The organism is Rhodohalobacter sp. 8-1 (genome assembly GCF_038150125.1).
In the GTDB taxonomy this organism is placed as follows: Bacteria; Bacteroidota; Rhodothermia; order Balneolales; family Balneolaceae; genus SW132.
Genome location: NZ_JBBVMF010000004.1, coordinates 204,289 through 224,246, shown reverse-complemented (window position 1 = coordinate 224,246; position 19,958 = coordinate 204,289). Strand labels below are relative to the sequence as shown.

At 44.1% G+C, this 19,958-nt stretch carries 15 protein-coding genes and 1 riboswitch; of the genes, 6 read left to right on the top strand and 9 right to left on the bottom strand.

The window, feature by feature from the left end; all coding sequences use genetic code 11:
• Window positions 1–452 precede the first annotated feature (452 nt).
• A complete protein-coding gene (locus AABW11_RS05575; RefSeq protein ID WP_340103801.1) occupies window positions 453–2,363 on the bottom strand; it encodes a TonB-dependent receptor plug domain-containing protein in 1,911 nt (636 codons plus the stop codon).
• 140 nt (window positions 2,364–2,503) lie between these two features.
• Window positions 2,504–2,714, bottom strand: a riboswitch (cobalamin riboswitch).
• 745 nt (window positions 2,715–3,459) lie between these two features.
• On the opposite strand from AABW11_RS05575, the gene AABW11_RS05570 reads away from it, so the two are divergent.
• Window positions 3,460–4,200, top strand: a complete 741-nt coding sequence (locus AABW11_RS05570; RefSeq protein WP_340103800.1) for an acyl-[acyl-carrier-protein] thioesterase — start codon at window positions 3,460–3,462, stop codon at window positions 4,198–4,200.
• Here the strand turns inward: AABW11_RS05570 and AABW11_RS05565 are convergent.
• The 7 genes from AABW11_RS05565 to AABW11_RS05535 form a co-directional block, all read right to left on the bottom strand.
• Entirely contained in the window at window positions 4,197–4,361 is a 165-nt protein-coding gene (locus tag AABW11_RS05565; protein ID WP_340103799.1) for a hypothetical protein, read from the bottom strand. The two genes, AABW11_RS05570 and AABW11_RS05565, sit on opposite strands and share 4 nt — an antisense overlap.
• A 315-nt stretch (window positions 4,362–4,676) precedes the next feature.
• A complete protein-coding gene (locus tag AABW11_RS05560) occupies window positions 4,677–5,498 on the bottom strand; it encodes an aldo/keto reductase (RefSeq protein WP_340103798.1) in 822 nt (273 codons plus the stop codon).
• A gap of 254 nt (window positions 5,499–5,752) precedes the next feature.
• Window positions 5,753–8,257, bottom strand: coding sequence for a T9SS type A sorting domain-containing protein (locus AABW11_RS05555; protein ID WP_340103797.1), 2,505 nt, complete (start codon window positions 8,255–8,257; stop codon window positions 5,753–5,755).
• 77 nt (window positions 8,258–8,334) lie between these two features.
• Complete coding sequence (locus AABW11_RS05550) at window positions 8,335–9,273, bottom strand: tetratricopeptide repeat protein (protein ID WP_340103796.1); 939 nt, start codon at window positions 9,271–9,273, stop codon at window positions 8,335–8,337.
• 39 nt (window positions 9,274–9,312) lie between these two features.
• Entirely contained in the window at window positions 9,313–10,617 is a 1,305-nt protein-coding gene (locus tag AABW11_RS05545) for a dicarboxylate/amino acid:cation symporter (RefSeq protein ID WP_340103795.1), read from the bottom strand.
• A 10-nt stretch (window positions 10,618–10,627) separates the two neighbouring features.
• Window positions 10,628–11,455, bottom strand: a complete 828-nt coding sequence (locus AABW11_RS05540; protein WP_340103794.1) for a DUF92 domain-containing protein — start codon at window positions 11,453–11,455, stop codon at window positions 10,628–10,630.
• Window positions 11,452–11,712 carry a DUF3098 domain-containing protein gene (locus tag AABW11_RS05535; protein ID WP_340103793.1) on the bottom strand — a complete coding sequence of 87 codons (261 nt, stop codon included), beginning with the start codon at window positions 11,710–11,712 and terminating at the stop codon, window positions 11,452–11,454. Before AABW11_RS05535 ends, AABW11_RS05540 begins: the two co-directional genes overlap by 4 nt.
• A 179-nt stretch (window positions 11,713–11,891) precedes the next feature.
• Between AABW11_RS05535 and AABW11_RS05530 the strand changes: the two genes are divergently transcribed.
• From AABW11_RS05530 to AABW11_RS05510, 5 genes are all read left to right on the top strand, one after another.
• Complete coding sequence (locus AABW11_RS05530) at window positions 11,892–12,500, top strand: Maf family protein (RefSeq protein ID WP_340103792.1); 609 nt, start codon at window positions 11,892–11,894, stop codon at window positions 12,498–12,500.
• Window positions 12,497–14,464, top strand: a complete 1,968-nt coding sequence (locus AABW11_RS05525) for a tetratricopeptide repeat protein (protein WP_340103791.1) — start codon at window positions 12,497–12,499, stop codon at window positions 14,462–14,464. Before AABW11_RS05530 ends, AABW11_RS05525 begins: the two co-directional genes overlap by 4 nt.
• A gap of 4 nt (window positions 14,465–14,468) precedes the next feature.
• The gene (locus AABW11_RS05520) at window positions 14,469–15,737 is read left to right on the top strand and encodes an asparagine synthetase B (RefSeq protein WP_340103790.1); all 1,269 of its coding nucleotides are present in this window, start codon (window positions 14,469–14,471) and stop codon (window positions 15,735–15,737) included.
• A gap of 243 nt (window positions 15,738–15,980) precedes the next feature.
• Window positions 15,981–16,766, top strand: a complete 786-nt coding sequence (mazG, locus tag AABW11_RS05515; protein WP_340103789.1) for a nucleoside triphosphate pyrophosphohydrolase — start codon at window positions 15,981–15,983, stop codon at window positions 16,764–16,766.
• A 224-nt stretch (window positions 16,767–16,990) separates the two neighbouring features.
• Entirely contained in the window at window positions 16,991–18,142 is a 1,152-nt protein-coding gene (locus AABW11_RS05510) for a citrate/2-methylcitrate synthase (RefSeq protein WP_340103788.1), read from the top strand.
• Between the two features lie 105 nt (window positions 18,143–18,247).
• Here the strand turns inward: AABW11_RS05510 and AABW11_RS05505 are convergent, their stop codons facing one another.
• Window positions 18,248–19,741, bottom strand: a complete 1,494-nt coding sequence (locus AABW11_RS05505; RefSeq protein WP_340103787.1) for a T9SS type A sorting domain-containing protein — start codon at window positions 19,739–19,741, stop codon at window positions 18,248–18,250.
• Window positions 19,742–19,958 lie beyond the last annotated feature (217 nt).

The following is a 19,958-nucleotide window of genomic DNA, read 5'->3' as shown; positions in this document are numbered from 1 at the left end:
TTCTCCTGAAGGGGTTATCAACATTCAGGATAATCAAAAACGCATCATAAGGGCGCTAAATGAATAATATAGAGTTATCCACAATATGACCGAGTTATCCACAATTCGAATCAAACATTCTAAAACGAACTAATCCCGTTCGCTCCAGGCAGAGTCATATAATTTGACGGCAGGACGTTTTTTCTGACTAATTGTATAATTCAATATTAAAATTATTAATCACGTTTTACCATCTGTTTTTATACATGAAAATCAAATAAGAAGATCGTCTGATCTTATACGTGAGCTCCCTCTCTTACATTAGCTGAGCTTCGGAAAAGAGGGAGATTTGAACGCGTATGGAATCAAATACTCACAAACTGAATTAGTGGATCAATTGGTTTTCATAACTGCTGCAATGCTTGCAATCACGGCCTCGGCAGCTTCGAGAGGATCCAACCTAAATCAAACAACTAAAAATTGACCTTCACACCCGCTTTCAGGGAGGTTCCGATCGTGTTATATCCGTAGACTTCAGTGAAGTCGGTGTTGAACAGATTTTGCACATCACCAAACAGAGTAAGCCGCTGATCGAGCAAACTATATTCTGCATACACATTCACCAGCGTATAGGCGTCCAGTGTCACGTCTTCGGCTGCAAAATTGTTATTGGGATTGAAATAAAGTTCCGATCTCTCACTATTATATTCTCCATTCAGCCGGATGGTGAGATGCTCCAAAGGCTGCACATCCGCCCGAAATCCAAAACTATTTTCCGGTCGCCGGATGAGGTTACTTTCGGTTACCGATCCGTTTTCACCTTCCTGAGTGATCTCACCGTCGAGGTTATTGTACCAGCCGCCGAGAGTTAGATTACTATTAACAATCCAGTCACCCGACAGTTCGATGCCCTGGTCGTTTTGCCGGTCGCGATTAACAAAACCAGCGGTGGCGTAAATGATCAAATCATCAATTTCACGATTAAAGTATTGAGCGCTAAATTTCAGCGACTGATCCAGAAGATAGGCTTCAACTCCGGCATTCATGTAGAGACTACGCTGAGGGTCGAGGTCAGGGTTGGCACCAAACTGCCCGAACAGCTCGTCCAGTGTCGGGGCTTTAAACCCGGTCGTTACGGAACCAAATAGTTTAACATTTTCAGCCAGTTTGTACGACGGGGCTACGCTAAATGTAGAATTGCTGCCGTACTCAGTATGGTTATTGAGCCTGTAGCCGAGTTCAGCGCTGAAACCGGCGGCATCGTTAAGATATACGGTGGCATACGGGCTTATGATCGACGCGTTGCGCGATGAACCACCTTCGGCCGCAGGAATCGAAAACCCCTGGTAGTTCAGGCCCGCTAAAACCTGCACATAATCAGTGAGGCTATAATTCCCAAACAGATCAGCATTATGAAACCTGCCTTCAAACTCGTTCTCGCCAAAAGAGTTTACAAAAGAACGCTCTGTGCGAGTATAGTTATACTCCGCGTTAACCCGGGCCCGCTCTGCATTGTACTCCACCTGTAATCTGGGGCTGAACATCTTTAGTGTAAACTCGTTTTCAGCATCCGAAAATGCACCGCCATCATAATCGCCATCATAGCTGGAATACTGGAGAAACGGGCTGATGGTGAGATTTTCAACCGGGGTGATGTCAATGCGGCCAAAAAATGAATCGTTGTTAAATCCATCCTTATCAAATGAGCCTTCAGATCCTGGATTTTCTGCGGCGCTGATTCCCTCAGCTGACTCACGGCTGTAGCTTACATTATATCGGACGCCCTGAGTAACAGCGCCGTTAACCCCAAGACTTCCGTTGAATGTATCGTATGACCCGTATGAAAACTGCCCGTTTCCGTTGATAGAGTCATCGCCGCCTTTCCGGGTAATAATATTGATGACACCGGCAATAGCATCCGTTCCATATAATGTAGACTGGCTACCCTTGATGATCTCAATTCGCTCGATGTTCTCTGTCGAAAGCAGTCTGAGATCAAACAAACCGCCGGTACCTGATGGATCGCTGATAGCCAGGCCATCCACGAGAATAAGTGTATTCGTGGCGGCAGCACCCTGCATATACAGAATTCTTCCGTTTGATGGAGCTCCAAACGAGTCGTTCACACGAATGCCGCTCTGCTGGTTCAGGATCTGTGAAAGATTGCGGCCGGTATTTTTTTCAATTTCAGCTCGATCAATAATCTGTACCGGCTTGGTGGTTTCACGCCGGGCCTGGGGAATTTTGGATGCTGTTATTACGATGTTGTCGAGCTCCAGTGAGTCGACAGTCGCCGATTCTGTCGATTGCGCGCTGACCTTCACCTGTAAAAGCAAAAGGCATAGAATGAAACATATTGTAATTAGTGGATAGAGTTTGCTCATGGTTATGTTTAATTTTAAAGATTTAAACCGATGAGCTTCCGAATATGAAAAAAGATGGGAGATTCCGATGGCAGGGGTTTGCGTATGAGAAGAAACACTGACCGACCGATCGTTCATTCCCGGCCTTTCCTCCGAAAGCCTGAATTATGTGCAATCAGGCAGGTCTTCTGACTTACTCCACCCCGGCGGCCTTCCCGATCTTATGTGAAGATCAGTGGCAATTGAGTACCGGGGCGTCTTGGAGCTTACAGCTACGGGGATAGTCCCGGATTTTCACCGGATTCCCTTTTCATCCGTTGCGAGCGAATTTATGATGTCGCCGCCAACGGAACCTAACGCGTGATTATGGTACGGGCTTCAGGAACCGAAATCAATCATCAATAAGTATTTTCTTGATGGTTTTTTTAGCGTGTACCGATAGCTGAAACTCTAAGGCAATCGCTGGGTGACCTGGGATGATTGGCGACTTCAATGCTTCAATACCCATCCACACCACACCCAGAATGTATCATCCGCTTAGCGGATTTTACCCGGGTGGATCGTCGCATAGAACCCGGCAATGAATTGCCGGGCTACCAAGCGTCCGTCTCTTCGAGACTGTGGAGGGCGAATTGAGAGGCCATTCAATCCCATGTCAATGTCCCGCCGAATATATCATTCATCGTAAAAAAATTATTTCAATGCTTCAATCCACTCCACACCACACACCCTGAGTCCGAACGGGGCGAACGCTTCGTTTCCCCACGTTTCGCCGCAGGCACTCATTGGGCAACGTGGGGTAAATGGCGGACACATTGATACAAAAGAGTCCGTGGAACGGACGGGACTCCAAATTCCCGATGAATTATGTAGCCAATTTATCGTAATCATACCCACCCAATGCTGGATTTTGATGATTGATATGAGATCTTTATCCAAACCAGGATGTGCCATCGTTTTCCTGTATGAACGGAATAAAGATTTCCAGCCGGTACAACTACTTTCAGATAAAAGACCGCACACTGAAACAGTGCAGCTGAAAATCTATGTTCATAAATTCAAAACTGTATTTTGTATTATTACTTAACAAATATCAATTCATCCTAATAAAGCAATTATGAGCGTCATCAAACACACAGAAGAATTTGTGGTTCGGTCCTACGAAATTGATCAAACCGGAAAGACTGCCCTGCCTGTCATTGCAAACTATTTCCAGGAAGCGGCCGGTAAAAATGCAAAAGACCTGACATTTGATATCGAGGATCTTCACAAGAAAGGAGTCACGTGGGTGTTATACCGTTTGCACATCAAAATGGACAAATTCCCAAGGCGCTGGCAGCGAGTTGTCGTGAATACCTGGCCGTCTTCGGGTGATGGGATTCGGGCATTCAGAGATTATGAGCTTACCGATGAAAACGGCATGACGATGGGCGTCGGCGTCAGCCAGTGGATGGTGTTGAATATCAAAAATCGCCGGCCTGTTCGTATTCCGGAAGAGATTATAGAAATGGGGCTTGATGTTGATGAGCACAAACTATCAATCGAGAAGTCATCATTTCCATCAATGGATTCACCTGACCGTATAACGACTCTAACGGTAAGCAGCCACGATATAGATATGAACCACCACGTAAATAATGTGACTTACATTGAGTGGATGACAGGATTCATGCCCGATGAGATGCCGCCAAAATTGACGTGCCACGAAATTAATATACAGTTTCACAAAGAGGCGAGTTTATACCAGCAAATTGTGATAAATACGAGATGGCTGAACGACAATACCTATCTCCACACAATTGAAAAGGCAGACTCCGGCCACATATTGGCCGAAGGGATTTCGGTATGGAAAGATTAAGGCTTCTCCTCTTCTGTATCAATCACGGCTGCATCATTTCGGCGACGGTAGTCTTCAGGATGTTTTTCCATCTCTTTGAATTCCTTAAAGGTATAAATCAATCCTATCAAGAACAGAATGACTACTATTATACCCGATGAAAATATAAACTGAATACTCATGGCATACTCCTGTATTTAATGATTTTAAAGTATGCTCCAAATCCGAGTATAGAGGGAACCCATATTCCAACAAATAAACCTGCATCGGTATTACCACTAAACCATAAACCGATGGATAGCATCATTGAAATAAGAGCGGCGATGAGTATGAAGTAATCTGAGGTTTTTAACATGCGATTGATAACGTAGTTGAAAATATTTTTGAGAAATTATAAATCAGAACGTGTTATTGCTGAAGCTGACTATTAATAAATCGATAGCAGCAAAAAATACATCTGAGCACTGTAAACTTAATTAAGATAATCATTTAATCGTTCATTTTGACCAATCGGGTGCAAACGATGGATTCACGAGCCTAAGGCTCTTATCCAGCTCATCAATGCTTTGAAATTCTTCGTCTGTCAGTTCAAAATCAAAAATATCGATGTTTTCTTTGAGATGCTTTTCACTGCTCGCTTTAGGAATTGCAACTACATTTTCCTGTTCGATAAGCCATCGTAAAGAGACTTGCCCCGCTGTCTTCCCATGATTTTGACCTATATCTTGTAAAAGCTCGTTTTCGAACACTTTGCCCTGGGCAAGCGGACTGTAAGCCGTAATCAGGAACTCCTGCTCATAAGAATATTCAAGCAGATCAAATTGTTCCAAAAAGGGGTGAAATTCAACCTGGTCGCAAAATATCGGGATCTGCAGTTCTTCTGTAACCTCTTTTACCAGGTCAATCGGGAAGTTACATACGCCGATATTCATCGCCTTGCCCTGGTCTCTAAGTACCAGCATGGCTTCCATCGTTTTTTCAAGCGAGTATTGCTTATTAGGCCAGTGAATCATTAACAAATCAACGTAGGGCGTTTTCAGCTGTTCAAGGCTGTCTTCCACTGTTTGCAACAAATCATCGTGCTCCAAATTAGTATGCCACACTTTTGTGGTTACAAAAATTTCTTCACGATCCACATGCGATGTTCTAATTGCGTCTCCGATCTCCGCTTCATTCTTGTACATTTGCGCGGTATCCACCAATCTGTACCCCAGGTCGAAGGCCTTCATTACCGTATTTTTGCACTCTTTCCCGTATAGTTTATATGTGCCGAGTCCTATTTCGGGCACGTCTACACCTTGAATTGTCTTATACTGCATGTATGTTGTAATAATGGTTTAGTTTAAATTAAATAATGGTTTAAAATCGTCGTCAGCCGTCTGTTTCAATGGGGATTTTGCAGATATTTGAAACCAACATTCTAACTTATCAGTTAATTTACAGATCTGAAAGATTGATTGTGCTATTAATACCCTTTTCCGAAAGCCAAACATCTCCATTTAAGATTTCTCAACGAAAATATCGCCCAATTCTATCCATTATCAGCAATCAAATGTGAAACACAAGATACCATTCACTTAATGAGCGTAATTTTACGTGTTTGTACTGTATTCATCGCTTCCATCTGTACTATATAAACGCCACTTGGCATATCCATGGCATTCCAGGTTATCGTATGATCTCCCGGACCAAGGCGCTCATCTACCAATTGTCCTACTTGTTGTCCCACAACGTTGTAAACCCCAATTTGAACGTCAGTTGCTTTGGGCACATAAAAACCGATTGTTGTGGTTGGATTGAATGGGTTCGGGTAGTTCTGTTTAAGCTTGATGGATTCCGGCGTCTCACCTTCATCTTCGAACTTCCCGAGATCTCCTGTGGATGAAATTCGTATATAAAATCGGTTATACTCTACTTTTTCAACAGGCTTAAATGAGTGATCCGGATCGTTCATTCCTTCCCTTAAAACCTCAGATCGCTCAAAAAATGAATATGATCTCTCCTCTCGCATGTTAATTTTCTCTCCCAGTTCGGCATCTACCAGCTCTAGCTCCCACTGCTCAGGCAGTGTTTCAATTGAATCCCACACAAAACGAGCACTGTTAATGGCTGCCGGCAATTTCAGGCCAACAGGCACCTGTAACAACTCTTTGGGCGTGAATGAAAAATTGAGATAGCTGTTAGCCGGATATGCGGTATCAGCTGATTTAAAATACAGCATTGGATCACGCTCCTCAGGTCTGCTCTCTTCAAGTGGTGTCCACAATTTAGGCAAACTAAAATCCGTGCTATGGTCTTGTGATGGCGATTCCCAAAAACCTATAAGGGACCGATCATACTCGATGGCCTCAGAGTCCTTGTCTGCGTCTGAAACAAGCGATAACACAACCGAACGTGTCAGGCCGGACCAAACATTCTTTCTATTAGAATCAGTGATGTGCCCGGGCAGCATTACCTCTGCTTCTCCTGAGGCCATGTAACTGTTCCAGGGAGACAAAGTGTCCTCTTCTTGCCATACCAGCTCAAACTGCTGCGAACTATTACTCCAGGTCAAAAGGGCCGGGTAACCCTGATTCCCTTCCTGAGTAATTATATCACGTATCATTGATTGATGTGTGATGCTGAGGCTAACTAAGGGTACTTCCTGAAAAATAGCGTGGCGTTCTGATTTTCTTTGATCGGATTGAGACTCACCGTCGCTCTGCCCTGACGCATACACTCTTACAGGATCGGCTTCAGACGGATGAAAGTAAATATAGGGAGGAATGGCTTTGTCGGTATCATTCGCGGCTGATTTATCTTTCAATGAGGCTAATTCAGGGCTCAGCTCTCTGTTCAGTGCATCTGAAAGCTGACCCGGCGGTTCCAGCAGGTACCAGCCGCTTTTTGTGATGGTTTTGCTGTAGAAATGGCTTTCGGGTTCAATGTGGCCAGGAGTGCCAGAAAAAACCCGGCTCCACTCTTCTGTTGCCGGTTCAAAATGACTAAGGCCAGAGTAGCCATCGAATGCATTTGCGAGATTATCCATCTGAACTGCAGTTCCGGATTTTGAACTTCCGAAAAGTGCTCGTGCCACGTCATTGCCATCGATGATAAGCGAAAGGCTGCCTGAATTTGTTTCTACTAATGGCTCTGAGTAATGATAATCTGTAAAATTATAGGTGGTGCTGTTATTCTCACTGCTTCCCGTTAAAACTATCGGCTTGTAGGGTTCCGCAATGACATTACGCTGAACTACAATTCGGTTTTCACCAGACTGGAGAACCAGCCCCTTTAAATTGATTGGATTTTCTGTGCTATTGTATAATTCAACGTATTCCAGTTTACCTGACTCAGTCTCAAAAGCAGGCATAATTTCTGAAATGATAAGCGAGCCGGAATGGATTTCTTTTGGTTCAGCCTGTTTAGCAAATATTTCAATTTTTTGAAGTGCCAATGGAATAAAACTATTGCCCTCACTCGTATCTGTTGCCGTCCAGCGAATGTACAGATGATCGTTTGGAAGCAGGTAGAGCTGATCAAGCATAATTTGCATGGAAAAAGAGTTCCAGCTTTCCTCTTTAGCCTGGAAAATATCTGACGTGAAAAATCCGCCTGACGGCGATATCCAACGGCCATCATTAACCTTGTACGACAACTGATAGTTAATTTCAGATTTGGTTTGCGCAGGCTTGTACACAAAATCAAAAGCGATTGAGACACCTGCAATGTTGTGCGGAGTTCCGTTGCGGACAGGCAGCTGAGAAACTACATTTGACTTGCCTGAGTGGTAGTATCTTCCCAGAGACGCCCCGCCCCGGGTGTCGACATAATAAAATCCCTTTTGATTATCCGGGCTTGATGTAAACCGAAAAGGTTGTCCGTCGTCTATCTCAAGGCCGGACATTTGTTTCGCTTCCTGCATAGACAGTTTTACACCATCCTTGTCCAGGTTTGATTCTTCGGACGTAAACGAAATCTCAAACGACCGGAGATCAACAAGTGGTACCTGGCCATAACTTAGTATCGTTTGAGTAGAACTCAGGACCAGAAAGAGAACAAGAATCTTAAATAAGTTAATCTGTAACTTTTTGCCCATAGGCTTGATTGAGTTCAGAGCAAACACACAAATAGTCTTGAATAATATGTGAGTGTGCTTAAGGAGTTTAGTAAAAATTATTGGTCAATCAAACCGAGAGCATAAAGTTCATCAACACGGGTTTTGCTCATCTCAGTGAGTTCATGCAGATTTTCGTTATTCAGCGATATCACAAGCCTGTATTTTTCTGCAGCTTGTTCCGTATTCCCGAGCAGCTCATAGAGTTCTGCGGCTTTGTATAAAAAAATTACGTTTTCTGAATATCGATCAGTAAGTCGTTCCGCATATTCAACAGCTTTAGTTATCTCCTTTTCTTTTTCGTGCAGGTACATCAGCATCATCATGGCGTCATAACGAACGGCATTATCGCTTTCAGCTGCTTTTTCCAGCTCCCTGAATCCCATCTCAATATCTCCGCGAATACCGGCCAAATTTGTGAGCCACCGGACTTCACCGGGAATACTTCCCACCATATAATAAAACATGCCACGCCCTATTTGTGCATCCGGTCGGTTTGAGTCTATAGACAGAAGCTGCCGGGTATAGGTAAAACCGGTCACACCGCTTTGCATAGCTATCCTGTACTCCTTTTCACTTGCAGCCACCAAGCTCCTGTAGCCGTGCAATCCGCTCAGTAGAAAAACCATCGTGGTATCACTCGGATTGTTTGCCAGCCGCTGTTCGCTTAAGTCGACGGCCCGTTCCGATTGGTTTAGAAATTTATCCGCAAGCTCACTCTTTTGATGGATAAAGAAATATTCCCAAAAAGGCATCATCGATTCAAAAAAGTGTGGCCTCGGATCGGTGGGGTGCTCGGCCTTAAGATCGTCAAAAAGCTCCTTAGATTTAGACCACCTGGTTTGATAAAATTGCTCGATCGCATACTCAAGCTTTTCTTCAAAAGATGATGTATCAGGCTTCTCAGGATCTTCAGTTCCGGTCTTTAGAAAAGATTTACCCATAGCAGAAACTGTAACGATAAAGAAAAAGAAAACCGCCAGAAACGTCTTCATCATGATAATCTAATCTGTTAATAAATGAATCTGCTGTATCTATTATTCATCATCAAAGTGAATATCACCGAGCATACCTTCGGAACTTGCTACAGCAACCGATACCGCGGCATCACCGGTGATGTTAACAGCCGTTCTTGCCATGTCCAGTATCCGGTCAACTCCCAGAATCAATCCAATACCTTCAACGGGTACCTGAACCGCCTGGAGCACAATAACCAGCATAATGATACCTGCACCGGGAACTCCGGCAGCCCCAATGGAAGCAAGAGTAGCCGTCAGAACAATTGTAAGCTGTTGAAATATTGTTAAATCGAGGCCGAGCGCCTGAGCGATAAATACGGCAGCCACTGCCTGGTATAAACTTGTACCGTCCATATTTATTGTAGCTCCCACCGGAAGCACAAAACTCGAAACCTCCTCGTCCACACCAAGATTTTTTTCCACCCTCTCCATCGTAACGGGCAGAGTGGCCGCACTTGAACTTGTGCTAAAGCCAAGCAGAATGGCCGGGCGAATAGCTTTTAAAAAACTCCGCAACTTCATTTTGCTGAATAATTTAAATAAACTGAAATAGACAATCGAAACGTGCAACAAAAGGCCAATCAGCACAGCTATGCAGTACCAGCCAAGAGCCCTGAGCAGCACAAGCGCCTGGGTTAAATCGTCGCCTGCCAGGTCAACAATCACCGTTGCCATCAGAGCAAACACTCCATAAGGGGCGGTTTTCATGATCAGGTCCACAATTTTAATGATCACATCATTAAGTGAATCGAAAAAGTTGATAAGTACCTCCCCTTTTTGCACCGGTATATTAATGATACCGATCCCCAGAATGATGGCGATAAAGACAACTTGCAGCATATTAGAGTTGTCAGATGCCGCATCAACGGCGTTTACCGGTACGATATCCACAAAAAACTGAAGAGGGCTTCGTTCAATCAGTTCCTGTGCAGCCTCGTCCCTCCCCTCAAGATTTTCGCTATAACTTTCCATCAGCGACGTGCGGGTTTCTTGGGGTAGTGTTTTTCCCGGCTGCATCACATTTACAATTGTCAGGCCAATTGTGATTGCAAGAACGGTAGTGACAAGATAAATGCCAATGGTCTTTCCTCCCATTCTGGAAAGTTTCGTCATATCGTTCAGGCTCGAAACGCCCACAATAAGGGACGCAAGCACAAGTGGCACAGCAATCAGTTTCAGCAGGTTAACAAAGATAGTACCAAAGGGGCCGATATAATCGACCGTAAACTGGTTCCAGTTAAGAAAGCTTGAAATTAACCCCCATACGAGACCAAGGATGAGACCGATAATAATTTTCCAATGCAGCTTTTGATACCACTTCATAGTAAATCTGTTAAATAATTAATAATAGAATGAGGGCAATCAGGCCGCCACTTCCTGTTGAAACCCAGTTCACAAAACTGTTTTGTTTATCCTTGTCAAGAGAATACCAGGGGTGATCGGACTGATCCGAATCGTTGCTGCGCTGATAAACCGCCCCGATGTAGGAATCAATTAAACACCCCGCAAATCCCGCGAATGAAACCACTGCGAATGTGTGAATAGCGTTTTCTCCAACTTCTTGTGATGCAAAAAACCCGATGAGCAGCGCTCCTAATATTGAAAAAAACGTTCCTTTAAAACTTATGCCGCCTTCGGTACCGGGCGGCACGGATTTCCTCGTTTTAATACTGATGGTCTTCCCCGGTTTGCGTATGCCCGTTTCGGTTGCCCAGGTGTCGGCGGTGGCTGTAGCTATAACCCCGAATGCAGCTCCCAGAAAAAGGTCGAGCGGGAATAAAAACAATAGGAAACAGAAAAAAGCAGCCCAGAATCCGTTCGCCCACACTTGGAGTCCGTCTCGTCGCCTCTCAGGAAGTATCGACTGATCATTGGGTGTATCGAGATCGCGATTTAGCCTGCTGAACAGGCTTCCGGTGATAAAAAAGACAACAACCGCGATAGCAAGTATCCACCCTCCAAATCCAAAAATTGCGGTTCCTATCACAATTACAGGAAGGGTTGCATCAAGTGTGAGCCAGGTGAGAAAAAATGCGAGATAAGCCACAACCAGCGAAATTGTAAATCCCTGGATCAACATCACATGATCGCTGGCATCACCCTCGAGAATCGCCAGGTAGATGAGCGCAAAGATAAACCCGTAAGAGGTTAGTCGGTTCAACGTTGTTGAGGGGCTCTGTCTGATTCGTCATTTAGTGCAGAAGCCGGTCGCTTTAATATGGATACCGCAACAACAATATACCCAGCCATAATTACCACTGGAGCGATGTAAAGCGAGATAAAACCGTACACTTCATTTTCGAGGCGCATGATGGTGAAACCGATGACAATCAAAAGAACGCCAACACCAAGAATTTTATAGTTCAAAGCATGGAAAGCCATCGGCTTTTGCGATCTTTTTTTGCGTTTTGCTGACATAAAAATTTTTCGTTTACTGCTATTGTTATTTCTGAAACTGATCCGCTATCATTGAAGACTATTCGCAGATATTATAAAAAGGTTTGTGCATGTATATTAACTGATAGCAACAACCTTATTCAAATGAAGGTATTCAAAAGTATTCTAACTGAAAAATTACGAATGAAAAAGGATATTTGATGAGCAGTATCATTCTCGCCTCAGCCAGCCCGCGGCGAAAGACGCTTTTTAACATGATGGGCGTGTCCTGTACGGTAGATCCATCAACAATTGAAGAAATTATTAACGAAAATTTGAGTCCCGGTAAAAATGTATGCAGCCTTGCGGAACAGAAAGCTGCGGATGTTGCCCAACGCAGAATGAATACTATCGTCATTGCCGCCGATACTATTGTTGTGAAAGACGGTGCAATCATGGTCAAGCCGGAAACCTCGGCTCAGGCATTTGAGATGCTGCGATCTCTGAGCGGCCGCCATCACTGGGTGTACAGCGGCGTTTCAGTAATGGGTGTGGACATTGATGGTTCGATTCGGCAATCTGTTGCTTTTTTTGAAAAAACTAAAGTAACGTTTAGTACGTTGGAGGATACCGAGATCAACCGATATATTGCAACCGGCAGCCCGATGGATAAGGCCGGAGCATACGGTATCCAGGATGATTACGGAAGTTTATTTATAAAAAAGATCGAAGGTGATTATTATAATGTTGTTGGTTTTCCGGTAAACAAGTTTTACCAAACGCTTAAGAGTGATTATCCCGCTATGTTTAAAGAGGTATTTAATTTATGATCAGATTTTTTTCGTTAACTGCTTTTCTGACGGTAGTATTATTCATTTCTGCACTGTCACTAGCTGATGCACAATCCAACGAGTTTAGAATTGCGAATCAATATATGCAGCAGCAGAAGTATGAAGATGCTCTGCCAATTTTACGTGAACTGCATCAGCAATATCCCGGAACTTATACCTTTTACGATCACCTGGCTGAGACGCTCATTAACTTAAAGTATTACGATGAAGCCATAGAAATATCTAAAGCCTCCCTCCGAAACGGACATAATGTTACTCGTACAAGAATTAAACTTGCCGAAATTTACCACATCAGCGGAGATACCGAACAGGCATATGACGCCTGGCAAACGGTACTTGATGAAAATCCGCGCCAGATCCAGATCTTTCATAGTGTAGCCTCTTCCATGATGGAAAGACGTGAATACGCAAAAGCTGTGGATATTTACACGATGTCGCGCGAGATATTTAGAAACCCATCGCTTTTTACCAACGAGATTGCAAACGCATACATGCAGTCCGGTCAGTTTGAAAAAGCTGTAAATGAATACTATTCTGTGATTACAGAAACGCCGCAGCAGATGAGTTTTGTTCAGCAGCGTTTTTTACGAATGAGAGATGACAAGCTTTATAGCATAGCTGCACTTGAGCTTGAAGACTATCTTCTTGAGTTGGATAATCAGCACCCGGCCTACTCGCAGCTCTACCAGCTGTTAAGCTGGCTGCTGCTTGAAACAGAGGAGTACAGGCGCGCTTTTGTGTTCGCCCGGCAGTATGAATCACGAACCGAACAGACCAATTACTCGCTATTCTCGCTTGGAAACCGGCTTCGATCGGCCAGGGAGTACGAGATTGCTGCTGATGCCTACAACTATTACATCGAATCGCAGACAGGGCCCGTTACCCGAGCTACCGAAGAGAAGGCAACCACCTATATTCAATGGGCCCGGCATCTCAATCAGCAGGGACTTGGCACATTTCAGCAGGCTGAAGATCTTTTCAGGGAAGCCTACCGTCTGAATGAATCTATCATTGAATCTGCACCAAATTATAACCGGAAAGACCGCGTCTTGACAACGCTGATTGACCTTTCGCTGGATCATTTTAAAGAGATCGAGAAAGCAAATCGCTGGTTTAAAGATCTCAAAACATACTCTGTGCGCGAAACTTCCGGCGAGCCTTACACACTTTATGCTGAAGGCCGTATCGCACTATTCAATAAAGATTATACGACATCCCGGCAAGCCCTCACCCGAGCCGACCGCGTTACTGAAGAGACAAATCTATCCGAAAAAGCTCGCTACTATCTTAGTCTGTCTGATTTCTTTGCAGGCGATTTTGAATTCGCCGAAGTTCAGTTAAGCTCACTGGAACGGCGGAATACCTCTTACTTTGCCAACAATGCCATTCAGTTGCGTATGTGGATTAAAAACGGCATTCGAATGGACAGCACTGCTGCAGATCTGCGCAAGTTTAGTAAATCTCTTCAGCTTCTGCACACCGGCACTTATGATGAAGCCATTGATGCATCAAGCCAGCTTCTGGAAAAACCGTCTCATCCATTTTCTGACGACCTGATTGTCCAGTTTACAAACGAGTTGCCGAGCCAATTCCAGCCATTCATTTTGTCACTTTTACAGGATCAAATCAGCAATAATATTCAATCGCCTATCCGAGAGCGGCTCATGTGGGAGCGTGCCGAAATTGCTGATCAGCTTTTAACTGCGAGCGAAGGTGATAAAGCTTCCCTTAAAAATGAAAGTTATTACTCGCATGATGAAATAACCACCGGCTATCAATATCTTGGTTCCGAGAATCGATTCTTCAACCGGCAGACAGAAGTGCTACTCGACCGGAACAGTGTCAATGAAATGTACGAAAACATACTTCTTGAATTTCCTGAAGGATTTTATGCCCACTATGCCCGCGAGAAACTACAACAGTCTGACGCACAAACTCTGTAATATAATGAGACTCATATTCCTGTTTTTTTCGATGTTATTTCTTTCTGCCACGTTTTCACTGCAAGCACAGGATCGAGTGTTAATCCCTATGGATGCCAGCCAAAGCGATCACCTGAAAGCGTATGGCGTGGTTTTCAACCATCTTGGAGAGAACCAATCAGGTCAGTGGCTGCTTAACTATAGGGGCGGAAGTTTTATAACAACACAAGCAGGAGATATTGTCAGGAAGAGCCGCGTGAGAGGTGTCTCAATAGAATTGATTTCGGAAAGCGAAGCAGCACGGATCATTAGCGAAGTGGAACAGCCAAACGCAAATATGGCTGTTGTAAATCTGGAAAAGGTGCCCTCCATTGCGGTTTATACGCCGGCAGACGCTATGCCCTGGGATGATGCTGTTACGCTTGCTCTCGATTATGCGGAAGTGCCCTATGACAAAATTTATGATGAAGAGGTCCTGAATGGCGATCTTGACCAATATGATTGGCTGCATCTGCACCACGAAGATTTCACAGGCCAGTTCGGAAAGTTTTACGGCACCTACAGAACTGCCCCGTGGTATATTGCGCAGGTGAATCAACAGCAGGATCTGGCAGCGAAGTTTGGGTATAACAAAGTAAGCCAGCTTAAGCTGAACGTGGTTCAGAATGTGAAAGAATACATCGGTAACGGTGGTTTTCTATTTGCGATGTGTTCCGGAACCAACACGTTCGATATCGCCCTTGCGGCTCACGATCACGACATTGTTCCAACTGAAATAGACGGCGACCCGGTTGATCCCAATGCCAATGAACGCCTCGATTTTGACAATACCTTTGCCTTTGCCAATTTTTCCGTGGTTACAGACCCATTTGTTTATCGACATGGGAATATTGATGTGGAAGTTGATCTGAACCGCATCAGCGAAAGCCTTGATTATTTTACTCTGTTTGATTTCTCTGCTAAATGGGACCCGGTGCCCGCCATGCTTACTCAAAATCATGTGAGCAGCATCCCCGGTTTTTATGGCCAGACAACTGCCTTTCGGGCTGATAAGGTAAAAAACAATGTCGTGAAGCTTGCAGAGTCAGCCGGACGCGACCAGGTTAAATATCTGCATGGAAATTACGGTCAGGGCACATTTACGTTTTATGCCGGCCACGATCCCGAAGATTACACTCATCGTGTAGGTGATCCGCCAACTGATCTCAACCTTCACAAGAACAGCCCCGGTTACCGCCTTATTTTAAATAACATCCTCTTCCCTGCCGCTGAAAAGAAGAAAAGAAAAACTTAGTTACGGTTATCAGTTCTCAGTGTGGCAGTGAACAGTATGTCGGTGTACAGTTGTCGGTTATCAGTATATGGAGATAGTTTTTGGCATTTGGTTAATAAAGAATCAACTAAAAATGATGGTAAGCTGCGTAAATTGAAAAATTACACAGGTTTGTAAATTAACTCGGCATAAACTTTTCCTTCACTGACACACTGATTACTGGCTCACTGACCCACTGATTAACTGACAAACTGAATACTGAAAATGGACTACACCCACATCAAACCCAGCCGCGATTTTTCTGATTTCCTTGAACTTGTTGCCATTCTAAGAAAAGAGTGTCCCTGGGACCGGAAACAGACGCATCACTCCATCAAAGAAAATTTAATAGAAGAGGCGTATGAAGCCGTTGAGTCGATAGAAAACGATGATTACGACGAGCTGTCCCGCGAGCTGGGCGATCTGTTGCTACATGTAGTGTTTCACAGCAAAATGGCGGATGAAAAAAATAATTTTGATATCGGCGATGTGATTTACAGAATATCAGAAAAGCTTATCCGCCGTCATCCTCATATTTTTTCTGATACCGTGGTTAAAAGTGAGAAAGAGGTGGCGGAAAACTGGGAGTCCATCAAACTAACTGAGGGACGCAGTTCAATACTTGATGGCATTCCGGCTCACCTGCCAGGCCTCATCAAAGCACACCGCATGCAGGAGAAAGCAGCAAATGTAGGCTTCGACTGGGCCGAGTGGACACTCGCCTGGGAGAAACTAAACGAAGAGATCGACGAGTGGCGCGAAGCGGTTGATCAACAAAACAAAGAGGAACAGGCCGACGAATTCGGGGATCTTCTGTTTAGCCTGGTTAATGTGGGTCGCTTGTTAGACCTCAATGCGGAAGACTCCCTGCGAAAGGCCAACAAAAAGTTTGACCATCGGTTCAGATATATCGAAAAGAAGCTTAAAAATCAGGATAGAACGCTCGAGCAGGCCGATCTTGAAGAGATGGACCGCTACTGGAATGAAGCCAAACTTAGCGGAAGCTTGTAAAAATAATTAAACCTCTACCCCGATCATTTCATCGGGCACATTACGGTGAATAGCGCTTCTAAAAGAGCCACTATTTTTGTATTTTTTTAAAGATGAATTGAACGTCTCTGTTCAAGGAGTGTACCCACTCGAAAAACTGAATCCCGTTTGACCGCTGGAACGGTAAACTGACTAATATACTTGCAGAGGCAGCAACTAAGAAATCAAAATTTACGGACAGTAATATGGCCAAACAAAACTTGGAAAACATAGACTTAAGCGAATATCCACATATCAACAAGGGACTTGAGGGAATCGTAGCGTTCTCTACCACAAAGAGTTTCATTGACGGGCAAAAGGGAGAGCTGATCTATTCAGGGTACAACATCGACACTCTTGCAGAAAACGCAACGTTCGAAGAGGTATGTTTCTTGTTGTGGAATGACCGCCTGCCAAATAAAAAAGAACTGGATGAGCTAAACGACAAAATGGTGGGCCAGCGAAAGCTACCTCAGCCGGTAATCAACTACATCAAGTCTACCAACAAACAAGCTGAACCCATGGCTGTACTGAGAACGGCTGTTTCCATGCTGGCTGATTTTGAGGATAGTTCAAGTAATACCGATGCTGCTATTGCCATGGCGGCGCAAATGCCAACAATTGTCGCAGCATTTGCACGATCACGCGATGGAAAAGAAATGGTAGAACCGCTTGATGAAGGCAGCACAGCGTTTAACTTTCTGTATATGCTGAATGGTGAAAAACCAGGAGAACAAGCTGAAAAAACGATGGATCTCTGCCTGATTCTCCATGCAGAGCACGGAATGAATGCGTCCACGTTTACCGGCCGTGCCATTTGCTCAACTCAATCCGATATGTTTTCTGCCGTTACCGGAGCTATCGGGGCACTGAAAGGACCGCTTCACGGCGGAGCCAATACTCAGGTGATGAATATGCTGCTTGAACTCGAGGAAGATCCTGATACGGCTGATCCCGTTGAGTTTACCAAGAAGAAACTGTCCAATAAAGAAAAAATAATGGGCTTCGGTCACCGCGTTTATAAGACGTTTGATCCGAGAGCCCGGTTGCTCAGAGATATGTCGAAAAGCCTTTCTGAAGAGACGGGACACGAAACACTTTATGAGTGGTCAGAGGCGATTCTGAAAACAATGAAGGATGAGAAAGATATCGATCCTAATGTTGATTTCTTTTCCGCCACGGTATATTACTCTCTTGGCATCAAACCTGATTTGTTCACCTGTATATTTGCAATGAGCCGCGTGTCAGGCTGGACAGCACATTATATAGAGCAAGACGAGAATAACAGACTTGTACGTCCCCGTGCGCTGTACATCGCCGAGAAAAACCTGGACTGGACACCAGTTGAAGAGCGATAATCTCGCTTTTAAAACCATTTAAAAAAACAAACCCGGCTGATCATATATCATCCGGGTTTTTTTATTACCAGTTACTATCTGTTGATTTTACGGATACTGGTTTATCTACTTGATTAAAGACACGCTTCTTGTTTGCTGAACACCGGCACCATTCAAACGGACCAAATAGACGCCACTCGACAGTCCGGATGCATCAAACTGTACGGTGTGATTGCCGGCTGTCATAAACTCATCTACCAGCGTTGCCACATTACGACCCAGCATATCAAATACCTGAATGGTTACATCGGCAGCTGTTGCCGTTTGGAACGGAATAACCGTCGACGGGTTGAACGGGTTTGGATAAGCAGGATTCAGCCTGAAATTCAGTGATAGCTCATCAGTGCCGATGGATGTATTTACATCACTCCAGGTAAGTACAGCGCGACCGGTTGCGTGCATATGCTGAGCTGCCTTAAAGAAAAAATTATCCCAGCTTCCGAACTTTAGTACTTCTGTGAGCAGATTATCATTGTTATAGAGGTACTGCTCACTGAAAACCATCTGAAGTTCCATGGATTCTTCTTCATCAAAAGTCGAATAGAATGTCAATCCGGTTGGGACTTCACTGTCATCAAATCCCACAATGGCTTGATACGCGATCATCCATTCGTCAGGCACTCCGGTACTAAACTCAACTGATGTCATGACAGCTGAAGTCGCGCCATACTCAAGCTGATCTGAAGGTGATTTAATCTGACGTTCAGTAGCTACCCATGAACCATTTTCGCCGTCTTCAACCCACTCATAGGCTGTATAATCGGGCAGTAAAGACAATATATAGAGCGATTTACCATCATCTATCTGATCGATTAAACTGAAAAATTCCTCGTATAAATCAGATGCCGTTATATTTGAATACACATACTGCTCATAATTGATCCAGCTTTCAGAGAACTCATCGTACATTTCAGTCGTCTCTACAAGATCACCATTTATCTCTTCGAGTGTAAACCGGTCGACCAATGTCCAGCTGTCAATATCCCACTCCTCATAGGTTCCACCCACGATATTACCATTATCTACCTGGATTGTCGTTCGGTCCTCATTCACCCAGGGCTCCTCATCCCCACCATCCCTGTATTGATATGTAATTACTTCCGGCAGAGTTACACCAGCACTAGTCTGGTAAGTGATCAAAGTACGATCGCCCGATACAGGTTCATTTTCCATTATACTCAGGTAGACATTCGAGACAAGCAGGTCACTTTCATAGGTATATATTTCTCTGCTGTCCAATTCCCAGCTACCACCAAGTTCTGAAGTAAAATATCCGTTACTCTCAACCCGGTTTCCGGATTGATATGTATTATCGGTTTTCTGGAAAGGGATCCAATTTTCCTCATTTCGCACCTGCTGTTCAACCGTATTAAGTTGAAAAGCGTCGTTTGCTGTTTTGTACATTTTTTGAGGACCTGAGGCTTTATCAAGAGTAGTCAGAATCTTCAAAAGTGGATGATCCGGCAATGCCTTGATTGACGATTGGCTGCGATCTTGCGAAAATGCCGTAGTAGTAAGTACCGAGATGAGCAGGCCAATTAATAGTAATTGTGCTTTCATAGTAGTGAGGTTATAGTGTTCATACGTTTAGGTAAGCGACTTATATACTGAATGATCTCCCCGGTTTTTCCGACTATCATTCAAAAGACAAGAGTATAAAATCTAATTTTATTTTACGCAGATTTTAAATGACTATAAATATATAATAAATATATTTTCTGCTATTTGGCTGATTCACTGATCTGAATATGTATAAATATTGATAGAGACGATTTTG

What these genes read in the sequence shown, in the direction of transcription:
- AABW11_RS05505 (WP_340103787.1), bottom strand. Translation starts at nt 19,741, where the DNA reads ATGAAAGCACAATTACTATTAATTGGCCTGCTCATCTCGGTACTTACT.
- AABW11_RS05575 (WP_340103801.1), bottom strand. Translation starts at nt 2,363, where the DNA reads ATGAGCAAACTCTATCCACTAATTACAATATGTTTCATTCTATGCCTT.
- mazG (WP_340103789.1), top strand. Translation starts at nt 15,981, where the DNA reads ATGGACTACACCCACATCAAACCCAGCCGCGATTTTTCTGATTTCCTT.
- AABW11_RS05535 (WP_340103793.1), bottom strand. Translation starts at nt 11,712, where the DNA reads ATGTCAGCAAAACGCAAAAAAAGATCGCAAAAGCCGATGGCTTTCCAT.
- AABW11_RS05545 (WP_340103795.1), bottom strand. Translation starts at nt 10,617, where the DNA reads ATGAAGTGGTATCAAAAGCTGCATTGGAAAATTATTATCGGTCTCATC.
- AABW11_RS05565 (WP_340103799.1), bottom strand. Translation starts at nt 4,361, where the DNA reads ATGAGTATTCAGTTTATATTTTCATCGGGTATAATAGTAGTCATTCTG.
- AABW11_RS05520 (WP_340103790.1), top strand. Translation starts at nt 14,469, where the DNA reads ATGAGACTCATATTCCTGTTTTTTTCGATGTTATTTCTTTCTGCCACG.
- AABW11_RS05550 (WP_340103796.1), bottom strand. Translation starts at nt 9,273, where the DNA reads ATGATGAAGACGTTTCTGGCGGTTTTCTTTTTCTTTATCGTTACAGTT.
- AABW11_RS05555 (WP_340103797.1), bottom strand. Translation starts at nt 8,257, where the DNA reads ATGGGCAAAAAGTTACAGATTAACTTATTTAAGATTCTTGTTCTCTTT.
- AABW11_RS05530 (WP_340103792.1), top strand. Translation starts at nt 11,892, where the DNA reads ATGAGCAGTATCATTCTCGCCTCAGCCAGCCCGCGGCGAAAGACGCTT.
- AABW11_RS05525 (WP_340103791.1), top strand. Translation starts at nt 12,497, where the DNA reads ATGATCAGATTTTTTTCGTTAACTGCTTTTCTGACGGTAGTATTATTC.
- AABW11_RS05570 (WP_340103800.1), top strand. Translation starts at nt 3,460, where the DNA reads ATGAGCGTCATCAAACACACAGAAGAATTTGTGGTTCGGTCCTACGAA.
- AABW11_RS05510 (WP_340103788.1), top strand. Translation starts at nt 16,991, where the DNA reads ATGGCCAAACAAAACTTGGAAAACATAGACTTAAGCGAATATCCACAT.
- AABW11_RS05560 (WP_340103798.1), bottom strand. Translation starts at nt 5,498, where the DNA reads ATGCAGTATAAGACAATTCAAGGTGTAGACGTGCCCGAAATAGGACTC.